Origin of the sequence: Burkholderia sp. MS455, assembly GCF_016899445.1 — a bacterium.
Classification (GTDB): domain Bacteria; phylum Pseudomonadota; class Gammaproteobacteria; order Burkholderiales; family Burkholderiaceae; genus Burkholderia; species Burkholderia pyrrocinia_C.
This window is the reverse complement of the sequence record NZ_CP041779.1, coordinates 3,465,073-3,476,530: the sequence shown is the minus strand read 5'-3', so window position 1 is coordinate 3,476,530 and position 11,458 is coordinate 3,465,073. Positions and strand designations below refer to the sequence as shown.

Annotated in this window: 10 protein-coding genes; 6 read left to right on the top strand and 4 right to left on the bottom strand. The window is 66.5% G+C overall.

The window, feature by feature from the left end; genetic code table 11:
- Positions 1–21 precede the first annotated feature (21 nt).
- Positions 22–1,065: a rod shape-determining protein gene (locus FPJ27_RS35160; protein WP_004189550.1), complete on the bottom strand. Its 1,044-nt coding sequence runs from the start codon at positions 1,063–1,065 to the stop codon at positions 22–24.
- Positions 1,066–1,434: 369 nt separating this feature from the next.
- Here FPJ27_RS35160 and gatC point away from each other — a divergent pair, with 369 nt between their 5' ends.
- The 5 genes from gatC to FPJ27_RS35135 all read left to right on the top strand — a co-directional run bounded on the left by gatC (position 1,435) and on the right by FPJ27_RS35135 (position 6,542).
- On the top strand, positions 1,435–1,734 hold the full coding sequence (gene gatC / locus FPJ27_RS35155; RefSeq protein ID WP_072437604.1) for an Asp-tRNA(Asn)/Glu-tRNA(Gln) amidotransferase subunit GatC: 300 nt from the start codon (positions 1,435–1,437) through the stop codon (positions 1,732–1,734).
- A gap of 65 nt (positions 1,735–1,799) precedes the next feature.
- On the top strand, positions 1,800–3,290 hold the full coding sequence (gene gatA, locus FPJ27_RS35150; protein ID WP_072437603.1) for an Asp-tRNA(Asn)/Glu-tRNA(Gln) amidotransferase subunit GatA: 1,491 nt from the start codon (positions 1,800–1,802) through the stop codon (positions 3,288–3,290).
- A gap of 4 nt (positions 3,291–3,294) precedes the next feature.
- On the top strand, positions 3,295–4,770 hold the full coding sequence (gene gatB, locus FPJ27_RS35145) for an Asp-tRNA(Asn)/Glu-tRNA(Gln) amidotransferase subunit GatB (RefSeq protein ID WP_204425030.1): 1,476 nt from the start codon (positions 3,295–3,297) through the stop codon (positions 4,768–4,770).
- A 118-nt stretch (positions 4,771–4,888) separates the two neighbouring features.
- On the top strand, positions 4,889–5,728 hold the full coding sequence (locus FPJ27_RS35140; RefSeq protein ID WP_072437601.1) for a polyphosphate kinase 2 family protein: 840 nt from the start codon (positions 4,889–4,891) through the stop codon (positions 5,726–5,728).
- 40 nt (positions 5,729–5,768) lie between these two features.
- Positions 5,769–6,542, top strand: coding sequence for an exodeoxyribonuclease III (locus FPJ27_RS35135; RefSeq protein ID WP_072437600.1), 774 nt, complete (start codon positions 5,769–5,771; stop codon positions 6,540–6,542).
- A 132-nt stretch (positions 6,543–6,674) separates the two neighbouring features.
- On the opposite strand, the gene FPJ27_RS35130 is transcribed toward FPJ27_RS35135, so the two are convergent.
- Positions 6,675–7,727, bottom strand: coding sequence for an NAD(P)-dependent alcohol dehydrogenase (locus tag FPJ27_RS35130; protein WP_204425027.1), 1,053 nt, complete (start codon positions 7,725–7,727; stop codon positions 6,675–6,677).
- Positions 7,728–7,956: 229 nt separating this feature from the next.
- Between FPJ27_RS35130 and FPJ27_RS35125 the strand changes: the two genes are divergently transcribed.
- Positions 7,957–8,925 carry an AraC family transcriptional regulator gene (locus tag FPJ27_RS35125; RefSeq protein WP_204425021.1) on the top strand — a complete coding sequence of 323 codons (969 nt, stop codon included), beginning with the start codon at positions 7,957–7,959 and terminating at the stop codon, positions 8,923–8,925.
- 20 nt (positions 8,926–8,945) lie between these two features.
- On the opposite strand, the gene FPJ27_RS35120 is transcribed toward FPJ27_RS35125, so the two are convergent.
- Together FPJ27_RS35120 and FPJ27_RS35115 are read right to left on the bottom strand one after the other, a co-directional pair.
- Positions 8,946–9,998, bottom strand: a complete 1,053-nt coding sequence (locus FPJ27_RS35120) for a M48 family metallopeptidase (protein WP_204425019.1) — start codon at positions 9,996–9,998, stop codon at positions 8,946–8,948.
- Positions 9,988–11,409, bottom strand: coding sequence for an AmpG family muropeptide MFS transporter (locus FPJ27_RS35115; protein WP_072437597.1), 1,422 nt, complete (start codon positions 11,407–11,409; stop codon positions 9,988–9,990). Before FPJ27_RS35115 ends, FPJ27_RS35120 begins: the two co-directional genes overlap by 11 nt.
- Between the last annotated feature and the right edge of the window lie 49 nt (positions 11,410–11,458).

Sequence of the window (11,458 nt, the reverse complement as noted above, 5' to 3'; positions counted from 1 at the left end):
GTCAAGAAACTGCCTAGACGATCACTCGTACGAGAAGATGCTGCCCAGCTTGTCCATGCGCTCGAGCGCCATGCCCGAACCGCGCACGACGCAGGTGAGCGGATCTTCCGCGACGAGCACCGGCAGGCCGGTTTCTTCGGCGAGCAGGCGGTCGAGATCGCGCAGCAGCGCGCCGCCGCCCGTCAGCATCATCCCGCGTTCGGCGATGTCGGCGCCGAGTTCCGGCGGCGTTTGTTCGAGCGCGATCTTCACCGACGACACGATCTGGTTCAGCGGATCGGTCAGCGCTTCGAGGATTTCGTTGCTGGAGATCGTGAAGCTGCGCGGAATGCCTTCCGACAGGTTGCGGCCCTTCACTTCCATTTCCTTGACTTCGGAGCCCGGGAACGCGGAGCCGATTTCCTTCTTGATCGCCTCGGCCGTTTGTTCGCCGATCAGCATCCCGTAGTTGCGGCGGATGTAGTTGACGATCGCCTCGTCGAACTTGTCGCCGCCGACGCGCACCGAGCCCTTGTACACGATGCCGCCGAGCGAGATCACGCCGACTTCCGTCGTGCCGCCGCCGATGTCGACGACCATCGAGCCGGTGGCTTCCGACACCGGCAGGCCCGCGCCGATCGCGGCCGCCATCGGCTCCTCGATCAGGTAGACCTGCGATGCGCCGGCGCCGTGCGCGGCTTCCTTGATCGCGCGGCGCTCGACCTGGGTCGAGCCGCACGGCACGCAGATGATGATGCGCGGCGACGGCGAGAACATGCGCGACTCGTGCGCCGTCTTGATGAACTGCTTGATCATCTGCTCGGTGACGGTGAAGTCGGCGATCACGCCGTCCTTCATCGGGCGGATCGCCTCGATGTTGCCCGGCACCTTGCCGAGCATCTGCTTGGCTTCCTTGCCGACCGCCTGGATCGTCTTCTTGCCGTTGGGGCCGCCTTCCTGACGAATCGACACGACGGACGGTTCATCGAGCACGATGCCCTTGCCGCGCATGTAGATCAGGGTGTTTGCGGTGCCGAGATCGATCGCGAGATCGTTGGAGAAGTAGCTGCGCAAAAAACCGAACATTCAGAATCCTGTTTCGCTCTGGGCCGGCCCTGCATAGCGAACGCTGAGGGCGGGCAGCGGAAAAAATAACAGCCTCGGGAAGCGTGGCGGAAGCGGCCGCCGCGGCGCACGAAGCTGCGAGTGATGTCTACCGGGGATCGCACGAAGCACGCACGGCTTGCCGAAGTGGGGCGAAACGGTGCGGGAAAAGGCTGCCGGGTTTGGGTCGAACGCGTAATGATACCTTATAATTTCACGGTATTTGAATCGAAACGGGCGGTATTTTTGCCGCTTCAGTCCCGATTTTTGAGGGTGGGATCGCACCCTCCAACCCCCCGCAGCAGCGCTGCTTTCAATGCGCTGCGCAGCCTTGTTTTTTCCGGTGATCGCATGGCCCTGACCCTGACCGATGTGAAACGCATCGCGCACCTGGCGCGACTCGAAATGGCCGACGCCGACGCCGAGCACATGCTCGGCCAGCTCAATGAATTCTTCGGCCTCGTCGAGCAGATGCAGGCGGTCGACACCGCCGGCATCGCGCCGCTCGCCCACCCGATCGAACAGATCCAGGAAGTCGCGCAGCGCCTGCGCGACGACGCCGTGACGGAAATCGTCCATCGCGACGACAACCAGCGCCCGGCGCCGGCCGTCCAGGACGGTCTCTATCTCGTGCCGAAGGTGATCGAGTAAGCATTCGACGACAAGCGCGCCGGCCAGCGCCGCGCGCCACCCAGAATTCCCAGGAAAACCACTCAATGCACGCAAAAAGCCTGACCGAACTGCGCGCCGCGCTCGCCGCCAAGGAATGCTCGGCCGTCGAGCTCGCGCAGCTCTACCTGAAACGGATCGACGCCGCGCGCGGCCTGAACGCGTTCGTCCACGTCGACGCCGATCTGACCCTCGCGCAGGCGAAAGCCGCCGATGCCGAACTCGCGCGCGGCGCGGGCGGCGCGCTGACCGGCCTGCCGATCGCGCACAAGGATGTCTTCGTCACGCGCGGCTGGCGCTCGACCGCCGGCTCGAAGATGCTCGCGAATTATGAAAGCCCGTTCGACGCGACCGTCGTCGCCCGCCTGCAGGCGGCCGGCATGGTCACGCTCGGCAAGACCAACATGGACGAGTTCGCGATGGGCTCGTCGAACGAGAATTCGGCGTTCGGTGCGGTGAAGAACCCGTGGGACACGAACGCGGTGCCGGGCGGCAGCTCGGGCGGCAGCTCGGCTGCCGTCGCCGCGCGCCTCGCGCCGGCCGCGACCGGCACCGACACCGGCGGCTCGATCCGCCAGCCCGCGTCGTTCGCGGGCGTGACGGGCATCAAGCCGACTTACGGCCGTGTGTCGCGCTACGGGATGATCGCGTTCGCGTCGTCGCTCGACCAGGGCGGCCCGATGGCGCAGAGCGCGTCCGACTGCGCGCTGCTGCTCAACGCGATGGCCGGTTTCGACGAGCGCGACTCGACGAGCCTCGAGCGCGACGACGAGGATTTCACGCGCCACCTCGGCCAGCCGTGGGCGGCCGGCAACGATGCGGGCAAGCCGCTCGCGGGCCTGCGCATCGGCTTGCCGAACGAGTATTTCGGCGACGGTCTCGCCGACGACGTGCGCGCGGCGATCGACGCGGCACTGAAGCAATATGAAGCGCTCGGCGCGACGCTCGTGCCCGTGTCGCTGCCGAAGACGGAACTGTCGATCCCCGTGTACTACGTGATCGCGCCGGCCGAGGCGTCGTCGAACCTGTCGCGTTTCGACGGCGTGCGCTTCGGCCATCGCGCCGCGCAGTATGGCGACCTGCTCGACATGTACAAGAAGTCGCGCGCCGAAGGCTTCGGCCCCGAGGTGAAGCGCCGGATTCTCGTCGGCGCGTACGTGCTGTCGCACGGCTACTACGACGCGTACTACCTGCAGGCGCAGAAGATCCGCCGCATCATCGCGCAGGATTTCCAGGAAGCGTTCGAGTCCTGCGACGTGATCATGGGCCCGGCATCGCCGACGGTCGCATGGGATCTCGGCGCGAAGGGCGACGATCCGGTGCAGATGTATCTCGCGGATATCTACACGCTGTCGGTGAGCCTCGCCGGCCTGCCCGGCATGAGCGTGCCGTGCGGCTTCGGCGCGGGCGCGAACGCAAAGCGCCCGGTCGGCCTGCAGATCATCGGCAACTATTTCAACGAAGCCCGGATGCTGCAGGTCGCCGACGCGTTCCAGCGCGCGACCGACTGGCACAAGCAAGTTCCGGCGGGGGTGTAAGCATATGGCTACTCAATGGGAAGTCGTCATCGGTCTCGAGACGCACGCGCAACTGTCGACCGTCTCGAAGATTTTCTCGGGCGCGTCGACGCAGTTCGGCGCCGAGCCAAACACGCAGGCGTGCCCGGTGGACCTGGCGCTGCCGGGCGTGCTGCCGGTGCTGAACCGCGGCGCGGTCGAACGCGCGATCCGCTTCGGTCTCGCGATCGGCTCGACCATCGCGCCGCGCAGCATCTTCGCGCGCAAGAATTATTTCTACCCGGATCTGCCGAAGGGCTATCAGATCAGCCAGTACGAGATTCCGGTCGTGCAGGGCGGCCAGATCACGATCCAGGTGCCCGCCAACGAAAAGGCCGGCAAGGAAGCGTACGAGAAGACGGTCAACCTGACCCGCGCGCACCTCGAGGAAGATGCGGGCAAGTCGCTGCATGAAGACTTCGCCGGGATGACGGGGATCGACCTGAACCGCGCCGGCACGCCGCTGCTCGAGATCGTCACCGAACCGGAAATGCGCAGCGCGGCCGAAGCCGTGGCCTATGCGAAGGCGCTGCACGCGCTTGTCGTATGGCTCGGCATCTGCGACGGCAACATGCAGGAAGGCTCGTTCCGGTGCGACGCGAACGTGTCGGTGCGCCCGGTCGGCCAGGAGAAGTTCGGCACGCGCGCGGAAATCAAGAACCTGAACTCGTTCCGGTTCCTCGAGGAAGCGATCAACTACGAAGTGCGCCGCCAGATCGAGCTGATCGAGGACGGCGGCGAAGTCGTGCAGGAAACGCGCCTCTACGACCCGGACAAGCGCGAGACGCGTTCGATGCGCAGCAAGGAAGACGCGCACGACTACCGCTACTTCCCCGACCCCGACCTGATGCCGCTCGTGATCGGCCAGGACTGGATCGAGCGCGTGCAGTCCGGGATGCCCGAGCTGCCGGCCGCGATGCAGCAGCGCTTCGTCGAGCAGTACGGCGTGTCCGCGTACGACGCGGGCGTGCTGACGTCGAGCAAGGCGATGGCCGCGTATTTCGAGGCCGTGGTCGCGAAGGCCGGCGCGGCGAACGCGAAGATCGCCGCGAACTGGCTGATGGGCGACGTGTCGTCGCAACTGAACCGCGACGGCATCGAGATCGACGCGATTCCGGTGTCGGCGGCCCAGCTTGCACTTGTGCTGCAGCGCATCGCAGACGGCACGATCTCGAACAAGATCGCGAAGGAAATCTTCTCGACGATCTGGGACGAGAAGGCGGACGACGAAGGCGCGGCCGACCGCATCATCGACGCGAAGGGGCTGAAGCAGATCTCCGACACCGGCGCGCTGGAAGCGATCATCGACGAGGTGCTCGCGGCGAACGCGAAGTCGGTCGAGGAATTCCGCGCGGGCAAGGAAAAGGCGTTCAACGCGCTGATCGGCCAGGCGATGAAGGCGACGAAGGGCAAGGCCAATCCGCAGCAGGTCAACGAACTGCTGAAGAAGAAGCTCGGCTGAACATGATCGCGCGCGTGAGCCGCGCTTGACGACGGGCCGCCCCGAACCTGTTCGGGGCGGCCCGTCGCGTTTGGTGGATGCGTTATCGTATGCATCACACCGCCCAACGGAGGAACGAATGGCGAAACAACCGTCGCTCGACGATTTCCGCGTGCCGTACAGCACGCGCGAGAAGGAAGCCGCCGCATTCAAGCTCGATGCGTTCGACCCGGCCGCGAAGCCGTTCTCGTCCGGTTCGAAGGAGGCCGACCGCGAACGGCTGTCGGCCGTGTCGACCGAACTCGACGTGCAGCAGGAGCGCCTGCACACGCAGCAGCAGAAGCGCGTGCTGCTCGTGCTGCAGGGGATGGATACCAGCGGCAAGGACGGCACCGTGCGCGCGGTGTTCCGCGAGGTCGATCCGCTCGGCCTGCGCGTCGTGTCGTTCAAGGCGCCGACGCCGATCGAAGCCGTGCACGATTTCCTGTGGCGCGTGCACGCGCAGGTGCCGGCCGCGGGCGAGCTCGCGATCTTCAATCGCAGCCACTATGAAGACGTGCTCGTGCCGCGCGTGCTCGATACGATCGACAGCAAGGAATGCGAGCGCCGCTACCGGCAGATCCGCGATTTCGAGACGATGCTCTCCGAGAACGGCACGACGATCGTCAAATGCTTCCTGCACATCTCGAAGGACGAGCAGCGCGCGCGGCTGCAGGCGCGCATCGACGATCCGACCAAGCACTGGAAGTTCGACATCGCCGATCTCGACGCGCGCAAGCACTGGGACGCGTACCAGTCCGCGTACCGCGACGCGCTCGCCGCGACGTCGGCCGAGCATGCGCCGTGGTACGTGATCCCGGCGGACTCGAAGACGCATCGCAACGTGATGATCGCCGAGCTGCTGCTGCGCACGATGACCGACATGAAGCTGGAATTCCCGCCGCCGAAGCCCGAACTCGAAGGCGTGAAGATCCGTTAAGCTGCCACCCTGTAAAACATCGAACTGAACGGAACCCGACATGATGCGAGTGATTACCGCCAACCTGAACGGCATCCGCTCCGCCGCGAAGAAGGGCTTCTTCGACTGGCTCGGCGAGCAGAACGCCGATTGCGTGTGCGTGCAGGAAATCAAGGTATCGGCCGACGACCTGCCGACCGAATTCGTCGAGCCGCACGGCTTCAGGAGCTATTTCCACCACGCCGAGAAGAAGGGCTACAGCGGTGCGGGCGTGTACAGCCGCCACGAGCCCGACGACGTGATCATCGGCTTCGGCAGCAGCGAATTCGATTCCGAGGGGCGCTACGTCGAGGCGCGCTACGGCAAGCTGTCGGTCGTGTCGGTGTACGTGCCGTCCGGCTCGAGCGGCGAAGAGCGCCAGCAGGCGAAGTACCGCTTCATGGACGAGTTCATGCCGCACCTCGCGCAGCTCAAGAAGAAGCGCGAAGTGATCCTGTGCGGCGACGTGAACATCGTCCACAAGGAAATCGACATCAAGAACTGGAAGAGCAACCAGAAGAACTCGGGCTGCCTGCCGGAGGAACGCGAGTGGCTCACGAAGCTGTTCGACGACGTCGGTTATGTCGACGTGTTCCGCACGCTCGACCAGCGTCCCGAGCAGTACACGTGGTGGAGCAACCGCGGCCAGGCGTACGCGAAGAACGTCGGGTGGCGGATCGACTACCAGATCGCGACGCCGGGCGTGGCCGGCACCGCGAAGAGCACGTCGATCTTCAAGGACATCAAGTTCAGCGATCATGCGCCGCTGACGGTGGACTACGACTACAAGAAGTGACCGCCGGCGCTACGCAATGCGCGTAGCGGTCGAACCATCCGGTCGCCGGATGCAGAACGGGCCGCATGTCGAACATGCGGCCCGTTTCGTTTTTGCTTCGGCGCGGCGATCGTGCATGCCGCCCGGCAACGCTCAGTGCTTGATCGATGCCATGTCGATCACGAACCGGTACTTCACGTCGCTCTTCAGCATCCGCTCGTAGGCGGCGTTGATCTGCTGCATCGGAATCGTTTCGATATCCGACGTGATCCCGTGCTGAGCGCAGAAGTCGAGCATTTCCTGCGTTTCCGCGATCCCGCCGATCAGCGAGCCCGCGAGGCGGCGGCGCTTGAAGATCAGGTTGAACACCTGCGGCGACGGATGGTCGTGCTCCGGCGCGCCGACGAGCGTCATCGTGCCGTCGCGCTTCAGCAGGTTCAGGAACGGGTTCAGGTCGTGCTGCGCGGCGACCGTGTTCAGGATGAAGTCGAAGCTGTTCAGGTGCGCGTTCATCTGCGCTGCGTCCTTCGAGATCACGACTTCGTGCGCGCCGACGCGCTTGCCGTCGTCGATCTTCGACGGCGACGTCGTGAACAGCACGACATGCGCGCCCATCGCACGCGCCAGCTTCACGCCCATGTGGCCGAGCCCGCCGAGGCCGACGATGCCGACCTTCTTGCCGGGGCCGACGTTCCACTGCCGCAGCGGCGAGTAGGTCGTGATCCCCGCGCACAGCAGCGGCGCGGCGCCGGCCGGGTCGAGCGTCTCCGGCACGCGCAGCACGAACGCCTCGTCGACGACGAGCTGCGTCGAATAGCCGCCGTACGTGACGTCGCCCGTCACGCGATCCTGGCCGTTGTAGGTGCCGACGAAGCCGTTCTCGCAATACTGCTCGAGGCCGTCGGCGCAGCTCGCGCAGGTGCGGCACGAATCGACGAGACAGCCGACGCCGACCAGCTCGCCGACCTTGAAGCGCGATACCTGCGGGCCGGTCGCGGTCACGCGGCCGACGATTTCATGGCCCGGCACGACCGGATAGATCGTGTTGCGCCATTCGTTGCGGGCCTGGTGCAGGTCCGAGTGGCAGACGCCGCAATAGAGGACGTCGATCTGGACGTCGAGATCGCGCAGCGCGCGACGCTGGAATTCGAACGGGGCGAGCGGCGATTGCGAATCGGTCGCCGCGTAGGCATAGGTTGTGCTCATGCAGGGGGCTCCTTGTCCGGGATGGATATCCGGCGAAACAGACTGCCGTCGCATCATGTGGCGATGCGGCGAGGCAGGACGTCATCGTAAGGAGCGCGGCGCCGCGGCGAAATACACGAAGGTCTGGAAGATTTGCCTATTCCTCTCGAATTGCACGCGAACGGCCGTCAAAACGTATTCAAGGTGCTACATTTCGAGCCAGATTCTCTTGCCGGACAGGACCACGCCGATGAGCTTCCAGCCCCTTTTCGCCGACACGGGCGAGCGCGTGCAGCGCCGCATGATCGAGCTGCACACGCGCCTCGCGCCGAACGAGGGCGACACGCTCGCGGCGCTCGACGGCGTGCGCTTCATCCGCGTGAGCCGTCCCGTGCCGCGCATGCCCGTGCTGTACGAACCGAGCATCATCGTCGTGTGCCAGGGGCGCAAGCTCGGCTATCTCGGCGACCGCTCGTTCGTCTACGACGCGCAGCAGTATCTGGTGCTGTCGGTGCCGCTACCGTTCGAATGCGAGACCTTCGCGAGCATGGACGAGCCGTTTCTCGCGATCTCGATCCGCGTCGATCTCGCGGTGATCGCCGAGCTCGCGATCCTGCTCGACGAGACGCTCGGCGCGGCCGTCAGCGAGCCGCTCGGCGTCTATTCGACGCCGCTCGACGCGCCGCTGGCCGACGCGGTGGTGCGGCTGCTCGAAGCGCTCGCGTCGCCGCACGACACGCGTGTGCTGGGGCCGGCAATCATGCGCGAGATCGCGTATCGCGTGCTGACGGGCGCGCAGGGCGACGCGATCCGCGCGGCGCTCGTGCAGCAGCATCACTTCGGCCGCATCGCGAAGGCGCTGCGGCGCATTCACGTCGACTTGAAGGCCGACCTCGACGTCGAGACGCTCGCGCGCGAGGCCGGGATGAGCCTCGCGGTGTTCCACGCGCAGTTCAAGCACGTGACGGCGACGTCGCCGATGCAGTACGTGAAAGCGGCGCGGCTGCACCAGGCACGGCTGATGATGGTGCAGGACGGAGTCGGCGCCGGCACGGCCGCTGCCCGCGTCGGTTATGCGAGCGCGTCGCAGTTCAGCCGCGAGTTCAAGCGGCTGTTCGGCCGCAGCCCGGGTGACGAAGTGCGCTGGATGCGCGAGAGCGGCAGCCGTCCGGCGGGCGCAGCGTCGGCCAGGCCGGCCGCGGCGGATGTCGGCGCATGACGATCGGCGTCGCGCGCCGCTCAGCGCCGCACGATTTTGCGTCGCTGCGCGCTGATGCCCGCGTAGTCGGGCAGCGTGTCGATGCGCTTGGCCGTAGCCTTCGCGTACAGCGGCATCAGGTCCGGCAGGCGGTTCAGCAGATCCTGGCGCCTGGCCGTGCTGTATGGGTGCGTGTAGATGAAGCCCGACGCCTTGTTCGCGCGTGTCGCGACCGCGAGCTTGTCCCACAGCGTGATCGCCGCGCGCGGATCGAAGCCCGCGCGTGCGGCGATGTCGCCGCCGATCACGTCGGCTTCGGTCTCGTCGGTCGGGTCGTAACGGAGCGCCTGCAGGCGCTCGCCGAGGTTCAGTGCCTGGGGCAGCGGATCGCCGACGCCGAACAGCGGCGGCAGCGTAGCCGCGCGCAGCGACGTCTGCGAGGTTGCGCTGAAGTTGCTGCGCGCGTGTTCGCGCAGCGCGTGCGCGATGCCGTGCGCGAGCAGCACGCCGAGCTCGTCGTCGTTCAGGCGGATGCGCTCGAGCAGGCCGCCGTACACGAGCACCTTGCCGCCAGGCAGGCAAGTCAGGCGGATGTCGCGCGAGCGGATCGCGTTGACGTCCCACGCCCAGTTCTTCACGCGATCGTTCCACTTCACCGAGTACGGCGCGAGCTTCGCGACGATCGCGCGCAGACGCTTCACGCGCGGCTGGTTCGCGCCGAGCAGACGGTTGCTGTCGGCGGCCGCCTGCACGATCTGCGCGTATTCGTTCCCGGTGAGCTGCTCGAGCAGTGGCGACGGAAGCAGCGTGCGGAACGCGATCTCGTTGCCGTAGCGGACCTGCTGCGGCGTCGGCGTATACGCCTTCGCCGACACGGCGGCGCCGGTCGGCTGCGCGGCTTCGGCGGCGGACGGCGGGACGGGCGCGGCGGAAGTCGCCGGCGTGGATGACGTTGCCTGCGCAGCGGCCGGCGCGGAGCCCGCCGCGGTCGAGCCGGCGTCGGCCGCGTGCGCGAACCCCGCGGCGAGTGCCGCGGCACCGACGCTCAGCGAAGCCGTAACGCGCGCGACGCGGTGCAGGCGGCTACTGAGCACGGCTGGCCTCGCCGTTGCGTGCGGCACCGTTCCACGGCGCGATCCTGAACAGCAGCAGCATGCCGGGAATCGCGAGCGCGGTGCACACGATGAAGTAGTCGAACCAGCCGATCTTCGCGACGATGAAGCCGCTCGCAGCCGATGCGAGCGTGCGCGGCACCGATGCGAGGCTCGTGAACAGCGCGAACTGCGTGGCCGTGTAGCGCGGGTCGGTCGTGCTGGCGATATACGCGACGAACGCGGCCATCGTCAGGCCCGTCGTGAAGGTTTCGACGCCGTAGACGATCGCGAGCGCGACCGTCATCGGGCTGAATTGCGGTGCGACGGCAATGCCGAACACCGACAGCGCCGAGGCGATCGCATGGCTTGCCGAAACGGTGAAGTCGTAGAGTACCGCGAGCACGGGCGAACCGGGGCCGAGCTGCGCGAGCCACGCGAAGCCGAGCGTCGACACCATCTGCAGCGCGCCGAAGATCCACAGCCCGCGGCCGATGCCGATCTTCACGAGCCAGATGCCGCCGATGATGCCGCCGGCGACGCTCGCGACGAGCGCGGTGGTTTTCGCGACGATGCCGATCTCGGTGCGCGTGAAGCCGATGTCGAGGAAGAACGACGTCGACAGCGTGGTGGCCATCGTGTCGCCGATCTTGAACAGGAAGATGAACGCGATGACGAGCAGCGCGCCGGTCCAGCCGTCGCGCTGGATGAATTCGCGGAACGGCAGCACGATCGCGTCGCGCAGGTTGCGCGGCGGTGCGCCGACCACTTCGGGCTCGCGCACGACGAGCGTCATCAGGATGCCCGGCAGCATGAACGCGCCGGTAATCGCGAACACGACGTCCCACGGCATGTGATCGGACAGGATCAGCGCCAGCGAGCCGGGGATCAGCGCGGCGAGCTTGTACGCGTTCACGTGCACCGCGTTGCCGAGGCCCTGCTCGGTGTCGCGCAGCAGCTCGCGGCGGTAAGCGTCGATCACGATGTCGGAGCTCGCGCCGAAGAACGCGACGAGCGTCGTGAGCGCGGCAACTGTCCAGATCGAATCGCGCGGCGACACGAAGCCGAGCGCGGCGATCGCGCCCGCGACCAGCACCTGCGTGAGCAGCATCCAGCCGCGCCGGCGGCCCGGCTGCCAGCCGGGCAGGCGCGGCAGGTAGCGGTCCATCAGCGGCGCCCACAGGAACTTCCACGTATACGGGAACTGGATCAGCGCGAACAGGCCGATCTCCTTCAGGTTCACGCCCTCGGAGCGCAGCCATGCCTGCACGAGGTAGACGAGCGTGAACAGCGGCAGGCCCGACGTGAAGCCCAGGAACACGCAGATCAGCATGTGCGTGTTCAGATAGGCTCGCCAGCCGGGGTGATCCTCGTGAGCGGTGAGTGCGGGCGCCTCGTGTGGCGTTTTCGACATGGACTGGAACTGGGTAGCGTTGACTGATTGCGGCGGCAGCGCGCGCGGC

Excerpts from the sequence above, each read along its gene's own strand:
- FPJ27_RS35125 (WP_204425021.1), top strand. The coding sequence starts at position 7,957 with ATGAGCTTCCAGCCCCTTTTCGCCGACACGGGCGAGCGCGTGCAGCGC.
- gatB (WP_204425030.1), top strand. The coding sequence starts at position 3,295 with ATGGCTACTCAATGGGAAGTCGTCATCGGTCTCGAGACGCACGCGCAA.
- FPJ27_RS35115 (WP_072437597.1), bottom strand. The coding sequence starts at position 11,409 with ATGTCGAAAACGCCACACGAGGCGCCCGCACTCACCGCTCACGAGGAT.
- gatC (WP_072437604.1), top strand. The coding sequence starts at position 1,435 with ATGGCCCTGACCCTGACCGATGTGAAACGCATCGCGCACCTGGCGCGA.
- FPJ27_RS35160 (WP_004189550.1), bottom strand. The coding sequence starts at position 1,065 with ATGTTCGGTTTTTTGCGCAGCTACTTCTCCAACGATCTCGCGATCGAT.
- gatA (WP_072437603.1), top strand. The coding sequence starts at position 1,800 with ATGCACGCAAAAAGCCTGACCGAACTGCGCGCCGCGCTCGCCGCCAAG.
- FPJ27_RS35140 (WP_072437601.1), top strand. The coding sequence starts at position 4,889 with ATGGCGAAACAACCGTCGCTCGACGATTTCCGCGTGCCGTACAGCACG.
- FPJ27_RS35135 (WP_072437600.1), top strand. The coding sequence starts at position 5,769 with ATGATGCGAGTGATTACCGCCAACCTGAACGGCATCCGCTCCGCCGCG.
- FPJ27_RS35130 (WP_204425027.1), bottom strand. The coding sequence starts at position 7,727 with ATGAGCACAACCTATGCCTACGCGGCGACCGATTCGCAATCGCCGCTC.